We start from the raw sequence: 16,131 nt of genomic DNA, 5'->3' as shown, positions 1-16,131 counted from the left end.
ACAATTTTTATGAAGATGAAACGTACCCAACGGCAATCGCGGCGGCTCCTGATCCAATCGCTCGAAGGTCGGCGGATGTTGGCGGCGGGACCGTACGCGCCAGCGGCTGGAGAATTGGGGTCGACTGCGATCAAGAACACCGATCCCGCCTTCGTGGGCTGGGCATCGGCCGTCGCGGACTATTCGCCAGGCAGTGATGTCGACGACGTCTGGACGGACGCTACGAATGCGCTCGGCCCTGCCGAGGGAAACTATGATTCCATTGTTTCACTCGGCCGAGGTGGGGCGATCACCTTGACGTTTGATGCTCCCATTCGTGACGGTCTCGGCGCGGACTTCGCCGTATTTGAAAACTCGATCAACGACACTTTTCTGGAGCTCGGTTTTGTCGAGGTCTCGTCCGACGGCGTAAATTATTTCCGCTTCGCAGCCGATTCCAAAACGCCTTCGGCCGTCGCAAGTTTCGGAGCAGTCGACCCTACCAACATCCACAATCTCGCTGGTAAGTATCGCGGTGGGTTTGGAACCCCGTTCGACTTGGCGGAGCTTCGCGATCAAGCGGGACTCGACGTGACCGCCGTCAAGTACGTGCGATTGGTCGACATTGTGGGCGATGGTCTCACCCGCGATGCAACGGGTGACTCAATCTATGATCCGACCCCAACCTTCCAGTCTGCCGGACTTGACGTCGATGGCGTCGGCGTCATTCATGCCGTCGAAACAGGGCCAGGGGTGATCGATTTTGAGACGCTCGGAGGCGGGCTTGGCCCGAGCCAGTTCGACAACGGTGCGAGCGGTGCGGGGCAATTCAGCGAGGACGAGCTCAGCCTGAACAACGACTACTCCACGGCCTATCAGAGTTGGTCGGGATGGTCGATTTCACAGACAACCGACACCACCACGGCGGGCTACACCAATCAGTATGCCAACATTACAGGCGGTGGAGTTGACGATTCAGACACGTTCGCGGTGGGCTTCTTCGATTCATCCCCGAGCGATGCACTCACGCCACCGACAATGACGTTGGACCCTGCCACCGGTGCGAGTTTTGACTCCCTCTACGTCACGAACACCACCTACGCCGTCTTGTCGATGCAGCAGGGCGACGGGTTCGCCAAAAAGTTTGGTGGTGTGACAGGTAACGATCCCGATTATCTGCGGTTGACCATCACGGGGGTCGATGCATCAGGCACCCCGGTTGGCGACGTCAAGGTCATGCTCGCTGATTATCGCCCTGCCGACAATACTCAGGACTTCATCGTTGACACGTGGACTCCTGTTGACGTCTCATCACTCAGCGATGCCCAATCGCTGCAGTTCACACTTGATTCGACCGACAATAGTCCGTTTGGGATGAACACCCCGGCATATTTTGCGGTCGACAACGTGACCCTCCGTCGCCCCGCCGTCCCGTTGGACCTGGCCAGTCCCATCACGACGGAGGACAATAGTGTGATTGGACGTGTATCGCGTCCGTCGTTGGACTCCTCTACGGAACTGACCGTCTCGCTGACTCGTACCGGTAGCGATCAAGCGACGCTGCCCGATGCGGTTACCATCCCGGCGGGAGCGGACTACGCTGAGTTTAGCATCACGCCAGTCAATGATGCGGTTCCGACGCCTGACCGCGAGCTGCAGGTTACGGCATCAGCGGACCTCTTCGTGCCCACGACTCGCTCGCTCTTGATTCAAGATGACGAAGTCCTCTCGATCCATTTCACTCCATCGATCGTCAACGCGACCGAGGGAGCTGGTCCCAGTGGAGCCTCGCTGACCCTCACGCGAAATGATGCAGATGTGAGCACTCCGCTGACGGTGACACTCACGCACGATGCAACCGACTTGCTGAGCATCCCCACCACAGCCACGTTCGCGTCTACTCAGCGCACGATCACGATCCCGGTTGATGTGTTGGATGACGATATTGCCAGCAGCGGGCAGACCGTCCATGTTCAGGCCGCCGCGTCGGGGCGAGCGTCTGCGCAACTGACGATCGAATTGGCCGATGACGATTTGCCACGGCTCCAGATCGATCCAACTTTCATTCAGTTAAGCGAAAACGAACCATCCACCATTCGAACGGTTCGACTCTATCGAAATACCGCCGATCGGGCCAATCCCGTCACGGTGTCGCTATCACTACCCAGCGGCGGCCCGTTGACGATTCCAAGTGAAGTCACCATTGCCGCCGATGCCGATTTCGTAAGTTTCGACGTGGGCGTGATCGACGATTCCTTGGTCAATACCATGTCCGAGTATCCGATCCTGGTAAGCAGTTCGAGTTTTCTATCGGCATCGCTTCGCGTCACCGTTACTGACAATGATGGACCACCGCCCAGTCTCGGGATCACCTTTCCGGACGGCGGATTGTCCGAGTCCGATGCCGTCTTTATCAGCGACTTTGAATCACTCGGCGCGGGATTGCTCAGCGGTGAATTTGAAAACAATGCTGGCTCCGCGGACGGGTTTAGCGACGGAACGTTGCAATTTGAAAATTCCTTCGATCAGTCGTTCGGGTTTGACGTGTGGTCTGGATTTGCAATCAGTCGCGGGACCGACACTCACACACCGGGATTTGGCAATCAGTATTCGTCCATCGCCGGAGGCGGGTCTGAGGGTTCGTCGACTTACGCCGTTGCCTACGCGTCGGCGCCAGTCACGGTCAGACGCCCGAGCAATAGCACCCCGTTTTCATCCATGGATGTCTCCAACACAACGTATGCCGCGTTATCGATGCGCGACGGTGATGATTTCGCAAAGAAGTTTGGTGGCGAGTCTGGTAATGATCCAGACTTTCTGCTGCTGACCGTCGATGGACTGGACGCCGACGGCAATTCGATCGGCGAGGTCCAGGTCTATCTGGCTGACTATCGCTTCAACGATAACGACTTAGACTACATTCTCGAGGATTGGAGCACGATCGACATCAGTTCGATCGGTACTGCCGAAACGCTGTCGATACAACTCTCGTCGTCCGACAATGGCGACTTCGGCATGAACACGCCAGGGTACTTCGCACTCGACAACGTGCTGTTAGAACCCGCTTCCCCCAGTCTTCCCACAATCACCATCACTCGCACCGGGGATGACGTTGCAACTCCCCTGGAGGTAAGTGTCGTCGATGACCGCAGCGAATTGCGACTGCCGTCACGGGTCACGATTCCGGCGGGTGTGGCCCAGATCAGTATTCCTGTGATATGGCTCGACGACAACGTGGCCGAGGGAGACAGAACGTGGCAAGTCGCCGTCACCGCAACTGGTTATACGGGTGATAGCCAGACGGTCACGCTGCATGATGACGATGAGAACACCCTGTCCATCACACCGTCCGTCGACGAGGTCAGTGAGTCCGCAGGCAGACAGACGGTTGGATTCGAAGAAATCGGTGAATCACTTCAGGACGATGCATTCAACAATGGCTCTGACGGTCGAGGTGGCTTTCAATCTGGGTCGGTACAGTTTCCGACCGCGTACAATGCCACGTATGGTAGTTGGAGTGGGTGGGCGGCATCCAACGTCGGCGACGTTGCCACGGCCGGCTTCACCAATCAATTTTCCGCCTTCGCGAATATCGAGAGTGATCACCCCGGAGGCGGCGCTGCCGATTCGGCTACGTTTGCGGTCGCCGGCGGCTACGGATCTTCGCCGCTAACCATTTCCCTGCCGAACGGATTGGATGGTTCCTCGTTTGCGTCGATATCGGTAACCAACACGACGTACACGGCGTTGTCAATGTTGCAGGGTGATGACTTCGCAAAACGGTTCGGTGGCGAGACTGGGGACGCCCCCGACTACTTTCTGTTGACAATTGACGGCGTCGACGATGCCGGTGATGTCATCAACACGATTGAGTTCTATTTGGCCGATTATCGCTTCGCCGATAACTCACTCGACTACGTCGTTGATGACTGGACCACGATCGACCTGAGTACCCTCGCGGGGGCGACGAGTTTGCGATTCGGGATGTCATCATCGGACGTCGGCGACTTTGGCATGAATACTCCGGCATATTTCGCGATCGATGATCTAGTTATCGATCGCACCAACGACGCGCCCCCGTCGCTCATGATTGCCCGCAATTCGGGTGACCTCAGTGAGGATGTCACGGTCACTCTCAATGCTAGCCCTGCGTTCCCGTTGATAACACCCTCAAGTGTTGTCATTCCGGCTGGCCTCGATCGAGTTCGTGTGCCATTGAACCTCATCGACGATGCGGTCTATTCAGGTGATCAGACGGTCGATTTCAGTGCATCCGCATCCGGATTCGCGGACGTGATCGCGTCGATTGACGTGCTGGAAGACGAACTGCCGAGCATCGTGCTCACGGACGCGACTGACAACATTTCAGTCGTCGAAGGCGGACCCGAGAACTCATTTATGGTGCAGTTGCCATCGGCGCCATCCGGACCGGTTACCGTGTTAATCACTGGAGGTGAGGACTCACTCGACGTCTCGGCCAGGGAACTGACTTTTGGTCCCGACGATTGGAATCAGCCGCAAGTCGTCACGGTTTCCGGCCGGCTCGATCTGCTAGCCGAAGCCGATCAAGTCATCCAGCTACAAGTGAGTGGTTCTTCAGGCGACTATGCAGCGGCAGATGCGTGGGTCCAGCTTGCCGATTACCAACCCGCACAACTCACCCTAAAACGGGTCGGCGATCAGGTCGAATTGGTGGACGATGTTCGCGACTATGTATTCGGTGAGTTTACCGACGACGATCCGATCGCCATCTCGCTGAGTGATCTATCCCAGCAATTCACACTCGAGCCAGTCGGCCGTGACGGCGTCACCGTCAGCCTGGGCGGCGGTGATGACCAACTTCTTTTGAATTCGGCAATCTTTACGCAGATTAATGGCGGAGGCGGTCAGGATAAAGCTGTGCTCACGCCCACGGATCTCAATGTCGACGAGTCGATCGACGTGGCGGATTGGTTATCCGATCGAATCATCGGTTTCGAGCATGTCGTACTGGGTTCGGAAACGATCGGTGCTGACACCGCTTCGATTTCGTTCACACTCGATGCGGATCGAATGCAGACGATGTTTACCGATGACTCACCGTTTCTGATCACGACGAGTGATCAAAACTTGGCGTTGGTGGGTGACTGGAGGATTGGAGAACCGACGATCGCCGACGGTGAATTTACCGGGCGGATGGTCAGCGGCGCAGCCGATGTGTGGGTCGTTACTGATCGACCGTATCAAAACTTTGTCCAGCATGCGGATGTCAACGCAGATGGATTGGTGTCATCGGTCGACGCTCTCACCATCATCAACCGGATCAACGCCGACGCGGAATTCATCCTGCCGCCACCGACGTCCACGGCAGATTTCGCAGGCATTTACTACGATGTTTCCGGCGACGGTCTTGTAACTTCACTCGACGCACTGCAAGTCATCAACTGGCTCAATGAGAATGACATCGCCGCCGGTTCCGATACAGTCACAGCGGCACCGACGAATGCAAACAGAGAATCGCTGCACGGTTGGTCGGCCCAGCGAGATCAAACCTGGAGTGACATCGACAGGGCGAACATTTCCAGCACGCAAACGAGCCCTATGGAGAACACAATGTTGCCTGCGTCGACGGTTCGCCCGCGCCCCCCGATGCAGCAGGTCGCTCCGGTGAAGCCAATTGACCCTGCCGCCGCGGACATGGCAATTGCTGATCTGGATTTGTTGACCGATTCGCTTGCCACGTTTACTGCAGAGCGATTCCGATGATGCCAGCCACGGTAGTGCGTTCCCCTTGTATCGGAATCTGCTTGGTAAACGACCGGCAAATCTGCACCGGTTGCCATCGCACGCTCGATGAAATCGGTCGTTGGTCGATTGCAACTTCCGACGAAAAACGTTCCATTTTAAATAGTGTGCAATCGCGACGTTTTGCTGCCCTTGCGGACCGACGAACCGATGAAGAGCCCGATTAGTTCAATACGTGCCCTTCAATCCAATCCACTGATATTAATCTTAATTTCCTTTTTCCTTTCAAGAGTCGTTTGATGAAATCCATCTCCAGCCAGATCCGCCACGCTCGCTCGTCCGTTTCGCCGTCGCAAATCGCACTTATCACCGCCGCGATTGGAATCGCTGTCGTCTCGCGATTGCTGCCACATCCGCCGAACTTCACACCCCTCGCTGCGATCGGGTTATTTGCCGGTGCGATCAGCCTCCGTCCTGCCGTGGCAATCGCCACCGTCTTGCTGGCGATGTTAGTGAGCGACGCATTTCTCGGATTTCATTCGCTAATGCCGGTCGTCTACGGATGCCTGTTGGTTAACCTAATGATCGGCTCGCGGTTGGTTCGTGGGAGCGAGGGACTGCAGTTCGGAGCGGCGTCCTGCGGGCGAATCGTTGCCGGCAGTTTGCTCGGCAGCGTCTTGTTCTTTCTAGCAACCAACTTTGCTGTGTTCGTCACCTCCTACCCGACAACCGGTACGGGCCTACTCGCTTGCTACACCGCAGCCATCCCCTTCTTTCAGTACACCGTGACCGGCGATTTGGCATACAGCGCCGTGTTGTTCGGAGCCTATGCTTTGTGCACGGCACGCTCCGCCTCTCCTGTTTACGTCAACGCGTAAAGCATGTATTCCGAAACACGAGCCCGCTGGCGAAAATAATCGGTGGCGGGCAGAGAGGAACGATTCACAATGAGGCCTCACCGACTTGGTCTCGGAGCAACTTTATCGCTGTTCTTAAGTCACCCGTGTTTTTTAAAACCTGTTCTGAATTCGAACGGACTTCGTTTAATAATCGTACGGCAACTCGCCAGTTGGCGCCAGCTGCCACCGATTCGATTCCTGCCGCACTGGAAGTGCCATTCGCTTGGCCTACACTCGTTTGAGCGTCTGATTGTCGGTGATCTCCGCGACGCGGTGCACAATCGTGTAACTGCCCCTCAGCGAGTTAGCGAGCGTTCGCCTGTCCCCGAGGCAAAGCGAAGGCGAGCGTTGCACGTTAATCTCGCATGACGGCATTGAATACGATCTGACGTATTGGTACGGAAATCCCGTATGGCGAGTGGTTGACGCTATCGCTGAGCAAGATTCGAGGATCAAGGTTTTCGATTTTGGTGCCCGCCGTTAACCGGCGAGCCTTCGGCGCTTCGATTGAATGGTCTGGTCGAAACAAACAAACGCCGTGGTATGTACCGACAAACACTTTCGCAAGAAGCCGCTCTTTGGCCAACACGAATCGGTCATTCGATCGCACCTCAGTCCGCGTCAAAGCAGGAACGCCCATGGCGGTCTTCACAAACCAATCACGATTTCAACCGCCACGCGTCGTACGCGGCAAACAGGGTCCGTCGTTGTAGATGCGGGTCGGTTGGTTCGTTCCATCGCTCGCCATAACTTTGCGAAGTAACCGTGGGGTGGTGACCTCATCCGACCTGCTTTCTATCGCAGATACTTTTGAACTTCGCTATCGCGTAGGCAAAGACCGTGTCGATCGCCTCACCCCATCCTTCTTTGCCAAGGCATTCCGAGGCGAGCTCGTCCCGCAGGACCCGAATGACGAACCGGCGAGCGGCTGCTCGAACGCACCCGCGCTGCCAAGCCTGCCATGAAAAAGAAGACAGCAAGGCGAAAGACGAAGGCAGAATAACCGGCGCGAGAACCTGATTACGCCAACCCAAGCCGGTCAAGCAAACGGTCCAAACGTAACCATTGAAACCTGCGTCGAACGCTCTATTGCCCTTCGGATGCAGGCGACTGCGGCTCGGATTGGCTGCTTGAAGATTGGCGATTATCGACAGGTGTTCTCGCAGTAGAATTGGTCGGCTGGGAACTATGAACCAGGATATTCCGCTTCCAGCTTGGCCAAGTCTGAACCTCAGCCGTTGCCCGCTCGATTTGTTGGCGGATTTCCTTGTCAGTCATGACACGCCTCCTTTATCGGTTTTCATCGCGACCTTCTTGCCGAATGCTTCGCAAGCAAGGTATTCCAGTCCCAAGTAGGAAAGTGGCTTCATTTGTAAACGAAGTTGGGCTTTTTCGATACGCCACTCTTTAGTCTCACCAGTGTCTCTGTTTTTTCGGATCAATGGGTAACTGGACCCCAAGTTCATTGAAAAAAGTTCGAAGAATCGGCGTGGTCCTACTCCGACGAATGGCTCGAAAACCACCATTGGCTTTTCCGCTTCACCGGCATTTTCCGCCTGCACAATCGAATCATCGTGAAACTCGAACGCCTTGCTCTTCGAATAGGGCTCGACGTAGACAACGCGAACAACCCCAGCCGCGACGATGTGCTTAGCGCAATTGTGGCAAGGAAAAGTGGTGCAGAGCAGAGTTGTTCCACGCGTCGAAATGCCGTTTCTGCCGCAACTCAGCAGTGCTTCCATCTCCGCATGCACGACGCGTCCAAACTCGGTCAAGTCTCGAATACCGCTTTCACGCAACACCGACAACAACGTGTCGCCATCGAAGTCGGGTTTCACACTTTTCGTTTCATCGATAATTCGCTGGATGATATTAAGCTGCTCGATGCGATTGGAATCACCTTCACGGGTGTAGTCTCGCCCTCGCTTGGCGTCTTCGATGCATCCCGTTTGAGGATTGCGTTCTGCCCAATACAAACCCCCTTTCGCTGACGGGCATTCGTTCGCACCCGTTGCCAATATCTCTTTCTCTCGTGTGATCACTGCGCCAACTTGCCGAGACAAGTCGGCCGAGCGCAGTGCCGCTGAAAACGCCATGAACATGGCGTACTCGTCGAAAGTTGGCGTAACAAACGGATCGCCAAACCAAAGACCTACAAGTCGACGAATATCACACCGCAGTCGATCATGGTTGTCAGTCACTTGAACGAAGAAGTCGGCCAAGTGGAACGTCGAGTTCACTCGCTGGCCGTGTTTGCGATCGCCTTCTTGCCGATCACGCTCGATCAGCTTCTCCGCTTCATCTTCCGACATGCCTTTATTGTCGATGAGATGCTTCGTACGTCGATCGACCTCGGCATGTATGCCTAGCAAAACGAAACCCGACGGATAAATGATCCGCAGCTTCTCAACCTCCTCCGGCCGTTTTAGTGAATCGATAATGAACGCGGTTTTTGGAAGTGGCTCCGGTTCACCGTCAAGATCTAGCTCTTCTGCTTGCCGGTGTTCTGTATTCAGTTGGGTTCGCCGCGCAGCGATGTGCGTTGCGACCCCCAATGCAAGTACAGCGTCGTCTGGATATGTTTCGGGATCCTCGCTCTGGTTCGTCGAGAGTCCCATTTCACGACACTTGTTACCTGCATCCATCAGGTCGGAATATCGTTTGTACTGACTCGTTCCTGGGTCTTCGACATCCACGAGTTGTCGAATCACGTGAGAAGAAACCTTTACGACTTCAACGCGGTAGCCAACCCTGCCGAGTCGTTCTCGGAGCAGATCGATCACTAGCCCTGTCTCCGTACCAACTGCACAAACGAGGCCGATCACTAGTTCTGAATCGAGTTCTTTGTTGTTCAGATAATCGCTCATTACGTATGCTCGCCATTGGGTCTTCCGCACACGACTTCATCTTGACCAGTGCGTCGTAGTGCCACTTGAATGTGAGCTTAAGCTGCCCCAGTGACACGTTTGGTCACAAGTCAACATTTTCCCCGCTGTTTGCATTTGCTGTCAATTAGAGCAATGAAGCAAGAATGGCTGGCCGCTGTCCAGCCTTTTACTTGCCTGACCACGCTATAGTGCTCATGGATCGAGCAGGCGGTCTTCAATCTCCGCCAACCGTTCTTGCAACGTGCTGAGGGTGTTTTCGGCGTCTTTGGTGACGAATCCACGCCGCTGCAGAAAGGCGATCCAACGCCGACCGCCGATAGAAACCGGGTCAACTTCCGCCGTCCCGCCGGCGGCCTCGCTCGGGTGGACAGCTACCAGACAGTTCGCTCGGGACAATGGTCCCGAGCTACGGATACGTATGCTCGTAGCAGTCTGGTATTACGCGGCGCGGCGGGCAACTCGGTCTTGCTCGATCCGGCGGCGTGGAATGGCCGATGCCCCGACTTCGTCGGCTTTGGCAAATGCGTACCAGGCCCGCTCGTCGATCACATTGAGAATCGATTCAGCGACCGCAACGGCGCGGGCACCCGCAGTGCCATCGACGACCGGTACGCCACCGCACTGAACGCTGATCACGAAATCATGGAGTTCGTCGAGAATTGCGTTACGAGGTTCCAGCTGTTGGACTTCGCACTGCAGGTGTTCTCCGAACAGGCTATCCGCGTATGTCAACGGATTGTCAGTTTGGTCGGCGAGATGGAAGTCCCGGCGTGCCAATGACTCGCTACTGCGAACCGTGGTCAATGCGGGTTTGCCAAAATCAATTTGGGCGAATCCCGCCGGGCTGTAGAGGACCATGTCGCGGGCCGGCAGTGGACTGATCCGCGATGCTTTGACGTTTGCGACGAGCCCGCACTGAAATTCAATGCGAGCTTCGGCGATGTCTTCATGATCGGAGACCACCGATAGACCGCTGGCAGCGATCGAACTCACTGGCGCAGTCGTCAGCGAGAGAATGAGGTCCAGGTCGTGGATCATGAGGTCCATGACGACGCCCACATCGAGGCATCGCCCGGGAAACCGGGACGCTCGCGTGGCTTCGATATACTTGACATCGACACCGAAGTCACCCAAGGCGGTGAAGGCAGGGTTGAATCGTTCGACATGGCCAACTTGCAGTACCAGTCCGCGAGTGGACGCAAGCAACGCCAGTCGCCGGGCATCGTCGGATTCGTGAGCGATCGGTTTCTCTACGAATAGATGTTTGCCAGCCTTGAGCAGTGTCGTCGCAATTTCGGCGTGGTAGTGCGTGGGCGCGGCAATGATCGCGGCATCAATGGACTCGATGCAATCGCGGTAGTCCGCGTAGGCGGCTACGGTGCACTGGGTGGTTGACTGCGCGGTAGCTATCGCTTGCCCCGCAACTTGATCAGGATCGCAGACGGCAACTAATCGAGCACCGTCAACTTGACTGAGAAGTTTGGCGTGGATGCGTCCGAGATGTCCGCCACCAATAACGGCGACACGTAGTTCACGGCTCATGCTGCTTTCTTTCGGCGGTCTCGACCTCTTCCGGCCCGGCCACCACACGTGGTTTCTAAACAATCAAATAGGTGCCGGAGGACAGGCCGGATCGGACCGGTTTTGAACATCTCGACACGGGAGGGCTCAATGCCAATACGTTGTCGATACAACAATCGGAAAGCCTGAGTCAAGACCGCGATATCCTCTTCGGTGTAGTCGTGTCGCTTCAATCCGACCGTATTGATGCAACGCGGTTTCGCATCGTAGCCTTCGATGATGACATAGGGCGGGACGTCTTGCAGGATGCGGCTCATCGCACCCACGAATGCCAATGTCCCGACGGAGACGAATTGGTGAATGCCTGCGCCGCCGGCAATCGTGACGTCATCATGGATGTGAGCATGGCCGGCGATCATGCAGTTATTCGCCAACACGATGCGATTGCCGATCGAGCAGTCATGGGCGATGTGCGTGCCTGTCATCAGGTAGTTCTGATTGCCAACACGCGTCACGCCGTCCTCTTTTTCGCTGGCGCGATTGATGGTGACTTGTTCTCGGAACACGTTTCCATCACCGATTTCCACGCGCGTTGGTGCCGCCCGATAGCTGACATCCTGGGGATGTGAGCCGATCGAACAATGCGAGAAGACTTGGTTATCACTACCCAAGCGAGTGACGCCGGTAATGCTAACGTGGTCTTCAATCCGACAGCGATCGCCAATGGTGACATCGGGTCCGATCACGCAAAAATGTCCGACGCGAACGTCCTTCCCCAAATTTGCTTTGGAATCGACAACGGCGGTGGGAGCGATCACGACACTCATCGGGATAATCCTTCGAAGAGGAAAAAGTGAGGGTTCAAAGGTGAAGTTTCAGAGTTGAGAGTTCAGAAAGCGGGTGTTACGCGACTTTGCCATGGCGACTATCGCATGCCTTGGAGGCTCGACAGTCGCCAGCCATTTTTGCTTGAGCGAGCATCTCCGAGAGTTGCTGAGCGAGCACGCCATTGATTCGATGACCACCACGATCGGAGCGAAACTGCCCAATCAAGTCGACACCGACCAAGGCGAGATCGCCAATCATGTCCAATGTTTTGTGGCGAGCGCATTCGTTTCCGAAGCGGTACGTGTTCTCGATCGGTCCCTCCGGACCAATCACGAGCAACTCTTGATTGGAGACGTGACCGGCGATCCCAGCGGCACGCAGCTGCTCGGCTTGTTCAAGCGTGACAAATGTTCTCGCTGAGGCGACCTGGCGCACAAATTGTCGAGGGTTTAGCTCGAACAGAAAATCCTGATCACCAATTGCACTGTCGCTATCGTAGGCCAGCCGATATCCGAAACTGGCCACTCGCCCTTTACTCGGCGTGACTTCAATGGTGGCATCTTCGAACCGCACTTTGAATGGCGCTTCGATGATCAATTGAGGCTTCAGTATTGATTGGATGACCAACCCTGCAGACTGAAGGGCCACGACGTACGCTTGGCTGCTGCCATCGAGTCCCGGCATTTCTTCCGCGTCGACTTCCACGTAGCAGTTATCAACTTCCAGTCCGGCCAAGGCCGCCATGACATGTTCCACCATCGTGAAACGGGCGTCTCCATTCTCCAGATTGGTACGAAACTGGATGCCATTGGCATACTGGACTCGAGCAGGGCATTGGGGATTGCCGCTGAGGTCACTGCGTACAAAGACGATACCGGTGCCCCCGGGGGCAGGCTGAAATCGAATCTGGACGGCTTGGCCGCTCCAATATCCGCGTCCCATGACTTCGCAAGGGGATGCGATGGTGTGTTCGTTACGATATCCGATCATGACGCTGGCCTCCTTGCCTCGTCTGAGGGGCGACCGTGCTGCGCACGGGCTCCCCGCCTCCCGATTGACCTGGCCAACACGTCGTTGACCAAACCGATTCGATTTTCTGCCGAGCCTGAAGGCATGGCAACGATAGCGGCCTCATGCCGCCATCGCAAAACGTCGTCGCCACCGCTGCGGTCTGCAGCGTTGACAACGCAACCACACCTACTGGCGATTCGCAGCTGGAGTGGTCGCGACCTTCAATGCTCGATTGAGGTAGTCCATTGTACCGTTGGTCATGTCAATCGCTTCATCATGATAAACGATGTTTTTCATGACACCACGGATGACCGATTCGCCCTGTTCCAGGTCCATCTCTTCGCTGTTGTAACGCAGGACGAGGTTGACTTTGTGGTACTGGGCCAAGGCTTTCACACCAGCAGCGATGATCTGATAGTTGTCAAAGTAGATCTTGGCTTCACGGTCGGCGAGTTCTTTTCGCTTGCGAGCCATTTCAAGCCGGAGCTTGGATTCCATCGACGCGACTCGCTCTTCTTGCGAGATGTAATCGGACGATCCAGGCTGAAATGTTTTGAGCTTTTCTGCAGCGGACTTGAGTTCGTTGCGTTTGCCTTGTAGTTCTTCGTCGAAGCTCTTGAGGCTATCCTCGACTTCTTTGACTTGGGCTTTAATGCCTTCGTTGTTCTTAAAGATGTAGGCAACATCCACCACCGCGATCCGGTGGCCACCCTCTTGAGCGCTGGCGGCGGTCGGGGCGAGAACGGTTAGGGTGGTCGTGGCCAGGGTTAAGGCCGAAAGTACAAATAGTCGCACGTCCGCTACTCCTTGCGTGGTGAATGCGAAATTTCGAAACCGGTAAAGCATTGGATTGCGGCTTCCATCGCCGACAATCGTTTGCCTACCGCGTTGATGTAGGACTGCGTTTCGGCTGCCCAGTGGTATCAACGCGGTTTCGGATTGTGTCAATCGTGAGCGAAGGGAGCAAGAGGAATCGGACCACTTTTCGAACGCTCAGGAAAATAAATTTGTGTGTTTGACGGCCGATGCTCTTAACGAGGTCGGAGCTTGATTTCGAGTTTGAGTTCCTCGGCGTCACGGCGAACCACCACGCTGAGCACATCGCCGGGTGATTGAAGACGCAGTTGCTCCATCACGTCTTCAATGCGATGGACCGTCTTTTTGCCGACCTGTATCAACTGATCGCCCGCACGGACGCCTGCTTCAGCGGCCGGGCCAGCCGCGAGAATTGACGAGAGCACCACATCGCCAGGTTGTTGGGACAGCGTCACCCCCATCGAAACCGTCAACTGACGTCGAATTTGGACGTTTTTTTCTGTCTCTGCATACACCGGACGCTCGGGCGCTGTCGCCAATCGCTCGCTGACCTGTGAAATGATATCGGTTATCCGGTCCATACCGATTAGGTTTAATTTGTCGAAATCGTCACTTGGTCGGTGATAGTCAGCATGCAGGCCAGTGAAGAAAAACAACACGGGAATGCCCGCTTGGTAAAACGATGAGTGATCGCTGGGACCATAACCACTCTGAACTTTCACCATTTTGAACTTTGCATCTTCGTTGACATCGTCCAGCAGAGCTTCAAAACCCTCAGCGGTACCGGTGCCATAGATGGTGAGTTCGTTGTCATTGAGGCGACCGACCATATCCATGTTGATCATTGCTACGGTTGAGGAGAGCGGGAACCGCGGCTGTTCGATGTAGTGCTTGCTGCCCAACAGCCCGCGTTCCTCTCCGGTAAATGCAATAAATACCAATCGTCGGCGGCTATCTACCGGTTGCTCGCCCGCTAACTTTTGAACCAATTCGCCAGCGACACGGAGCATGGCAGACGTGCCACTGGCGTTGTCGTCGGCGCCATTGTGAATAGCGACTGTCCCAGGTGCCAGCGATCCGAATTCGCCCATCCCAACGTGATCGTAATGAGCCCCGATCACGACCGTTTCATTGGCCAACGCACCGCGTCCAGGCAGCACGCCGATCACGTTGGGACTGCGTGCACTCGACGGCGTCAGCTCCACACCGAGTCGAAGCTGTGTGCCAGCGAGTAGGCGACTGCGCGGCTGCCAATCCGAATCAATCTCTGCCTCGAATTCGCTGAGCCGATTTGCGAGAAGTCGATTGGCCAACGCCCGAGAGATGGACAGAACCGGAATAGGCGGTCGGGGTGTCGGTTCGCCATCGGCGGCGTCGACGCTTGCGGATCCGTGTTGGGATTGCGTGCCAGCCTCGGCGATCCCGAGCAGGCCTCGCTCGGCCATGGCGGCTTCGTCGGACTCCGCCAGCATCGATTCGATCCGCTTGATTTGCCCATTCAATTTTTCACGTGCGTTGAGCGCTTCGGCGGGCAAGGCCAGCAAACGCTGGCGAATTTTTGCAAGTCGCGATAATTCACCCTGCCGCCGTTGCTCAGCGGCGGCAACCATTTTCTCGACGCTGGCCGGATCGTTGACGATCAAAACTGCCGCCGCGCCTTCATCGATCGCGGTGGCGACTTTGGTTTCAAAAAATGCATGCCGCGTATTTTCTGCACCTTCAAATGGGCTATCAGGATCGTTGGTGCCCGGTTCCTTACGCAGCATCATCACGATTTTCCCCTGCACATCGACTGCTGCGTAATCGTCGTATTGATACTCAGGAGCACGAATCCCGTAGCCGACCCACACCAATTCACCGCTCAGGGCTTGCTCGCTCGCACCAATTGCTAGCGGTAGGAAATCGCGGCTCAGGGACAACTCTACGCGATCGTCGTCTTCGTCTTGTTCGCTCCCGTACGACGTGATTTCGAGGAAATTTGCCGCTTTGGATCCCAGGCGAGGCCCCACCGCGATGTCGAGAAACTGCAGCGGCGATCCATCAAACAAAGAGGTTTCGAGTCCGAGTCCACGAAAACGTTCCGCGATATAGTCAGCCGCATCCAAGATTGTTGGGTCGATGCTGCTGCGCCCCTGGAGCTCGTCACTGGTCAGGAACCGCAGATCCTCCACCATGGCATCGTGCAACTCGGCATGGGGCGTCGCAGTTGCCGGGGCCAGAGAATCAGCATCCCGTTCTGCCGCGGTCGAGGAGCCAAAGACGACCAGGCAAGCGACGATCAAGGTGAGTGATCGCATTGCCGGGGCGGAAAGAAAAGTAGCGGTCATGGATGGTGAATTCGAGTTCAGGGAGGAGCGTAGATTCCATCAGAGTATATCCAGACACGGCAATCGGATGAAGATTGGAGTCGGCCAGGTACCTAAATAGTTTGAGTTCGATCGCCGTGATCCTCCGCCATGTTTCGT

The 16,131-nt window shown here is 55.8% G+C and carries 12 protein-coding genes; 3 read left to right on the top strand and 9 right to left on the bottom strand.

The window, feature by feature from the left end:
• Positions 1–15: 15 nt before the first annotated feature.
• The 3 genes from Poly21_RS13875 to Poly21_RS13865 all read left to right on the top strand — a co-directional run bounded on the left by Poly21_RS13875 (position 16) and on the right by Poly21_RS13865 (position 6,581).
• Positions 16–5,724 (top strand): DUF4465 domain-containing protein, encoded by a 5,709-nt coding sequence (locus Poly21_RS13875; RefSeq protein ID WP_146407579.1) that lies wholly within the window; start codon positions 16–18, stop codon positions 5,722–5,724.
• Positions 5,721–5,930 (top strand): DUF1289 domain-containing protein, encoded by a 210-nt coding sequence (locus tag Poly21_RS13870; RefSeq protein ID WP_146407578.1) that lies wholly within the window; start codon positions 5,721–5,723, stop codon positions 5,928–5,930. The genes Poly21_RS13875 and Poly21_RS13870 overlap by 4 nt, the downstream gene beginning before the upstream one ends.
• Before the next feature lie 72 nt (positions 5,931–6,002).
• Complete coding sequence (locus Poly21_RS13865) at positions 6,003–6,581, top strand: DUF6580 family putative transport protein (protein ID WP_302118881.1); 579 nt, start codon at positions 6,003–6,005, stop codon at positions 6,579–6,581.
• 376 nt (positions 6,582–6,957) lie between these two features.
• Here the strand turns inward: Poly21_RS13865 and Poly21_RS13860 are convergent, their stop codons facing one another.
• The 9 genes from Poly21_RS13860 to Poly21_RS13820 form a co-directional block, all read right to left on the bottom strand.
• Positions 6,958–7,242: a hypothetical protein gene (locus Poly21_RS13860; protein WP_146407577.1), complete on the bottom strand. Its 285-nt coding sequence runs from the start codon at positions 7,240–7,242 to the stop codon at positions 6,958–6,960.
• Between the two features lie 446 nt (positions 7,243–7,688).
• Complete coding sequence (locus Poly21_RS27545) at positions 7,689–7,880, bottom strand: hypothetical protein (protein ID WP_302118880.1); 192 nt, start codon at positions 7,878–7,880, stop codon at positions 7,689–7,691.
• Positions 7,877–9,469: an anti-phage dCTP deaminase gene (locus Poly21_RS13850; protein ID WP_146407576.1), complete on the bottom strand. Its 1,593-nt coding sequence runs from the start codon at positions 9,467–9,469 to the stop codon at positions 7,877–7,879. Before Poly21_RS13850 ends, Poly21_RS27545 begins: the two co-directional genes overlap by 4 nt.
• Before the next feature lie 213 nt (positions 9,470–9,682).
• Positions 9,683–9,886 carry a hypothetical protein gene (locus Poly21_RS13845; protein ID WP_146407575.1) on the bottom strand — a complete coding sequence of 68 codons (204 nt, stop codon included), beginning with the start codon at positions 9,884–9,886 and terminating at the stop codon, positions 9,683–9,685.
• Positions 9,887–9,928: 42 nt separating this feature from the next.
• Positions 9,929–11,032, bottom strand: coding sequence for a Gfo/Idh/MocA family oxidoreductase (locus Poly21_RS13840; protein ID WP_146407574.1), 1,104 nt, complete (start codon positions 11,030–11,032; stop codon positions 9,929–9,931).
• Positions 11,029–11,838, bottom strand: coding sequence for an acyl-ACP--UDP-N-acetylglucosamine O-acyltransferase (gene lpxA / locus Poly21_RS13835; RefSeq protein WP_146407573.1), 810 nt, complete (start codon positions 11,836–11,838; stop codon positions 11,029–11,031). Before lpxA ends, Poly21_RS13840 begins: the two co-directional genes overlap by 4 nt.
• Positions 11,839–11,914: 76 nt before the next feature.
• On the bottom strand, positions 11,915–12,829 hold the full coding sequence (lpxC, locus tag Poly21_RS13830; protein WP_146407572.1) for a UDP-3-O-acyl-N-acetylglucosamine deacetylase: 915 nt from the start codon (positions 12,827–12,829) through the stop codon (positions 11,915–11,917).
• Positions 12,830–13,036: 207 nt separating this feature from the next.
• Positions 13,037–13,645 carry an OmpH/Skp family outer membrane protein gene (locus Poly21_RS13825; protein ID WP_302118876.1) on the bottom strand — a complete coding sequence of 203 codons (609 nt, stop codon included), beginning with the start codon at positions 13,643–13,645 and terminating at the stop codon, positions 13,037–13,039.
• 236 nt (positions 13,646–13,881) lie between these two features.
• On the bottom strand, positions 13,882–15,993 hold the full coding sequence (locus tag Poly21_RS13820) for a M28 family peptidase (RefSeq protein WP_146407570.1): 2,112 nt from the start codon (positions 15,991–15,993) through the stop codon (positions 13,882–13,884).
• Between the last annotated feature and the right edge of the window lie 138 nt (positions 15,994–16,131).

The sequence above is a fragment of the Allorhodopirellula heiligendammensis genome, assembly GCF_007860105.1.
Lineage (GTDB): Bacteria > Planctomycetota > Planctomycetia > Pirellulales > Pirellulaceae > Rhodopirellula > Rhodopirellula heiligendammensis.
This window is presented reverse-complemented; position numbering and strand designations above follow the sequence as displayed.

Bases quoted from the DNA above. Each gene is read 5' to 3' on its own strand.
- Poly21_RS13840 (WP_146407574.1), bottom strand. From the start codon at position 11,032: ATGAGCCGTGAACTACGTGTCGCCGTTATTGGTGGCGGACATCTCGGA.
- lpxC (WP_146407572.1), bottom strand. From the start codon at position 12,829: ATGATCGGATATCGTAACGAACACACCATCGCATCCCCTTGCGAAGTC.
- Poly21_RS13865 (WP_302118881.1), top strand. From the start codon at position 6,003: ATGAAATCCATCTCCAGCCAGATCCGCCACGCTCGCTCGTCCGTTTCG.
- lpxA (WP_146407573.1), bottom strand. From the start codon at position 11,838: ATGAGTGTCGTGATCGCTCCCACCGCCGTTGTCGATTCCAAAGCAAAT.
- Poly21_RS13875 (WP_146407579.1), top strand. From the start codon at position 16: ATGAAACGTACCCAACGGCAATCGCGGCGGCTCCTGATCCAATCGCTC.
- Poly21_RS13860 (WP_146407577.1), bottom strand. From the start codon at position 7,242: ATGGGCGTTCCTGCTTTGACGCGGACTGAGGTGCGATCGAATGACCGA.
- Poly21_RS13870 (WP_146407578.1), top strand. From the start codon at position 5,721: ATGATGCCAGCCACGGTAGTGCGTTCCCCTTGTATCGGAATCTGCTTG.
- Poly21_RS27545 (WP_302118880.1), bottom strand. From the start codon at position 7,880: ATGACTGACAAGGAAATCCGCCAACAAATCGAGCGGGCAACGGCTGAG.
- Poly21_RS13820 (WP_146407570.1), bottom strand. From the start codon at position 15,993: ATGACCGCTACTTTTCTTTCCGCCCCGGCAATGCGATCACTCACCTTG.
- Poly21_RS13850 (WP_146407576.1), bottom strand. From the start codon at position 9,469: ATGAGCGATTATCTGAACAACAAAGAACTCGATTCAGAACTAGTGATC.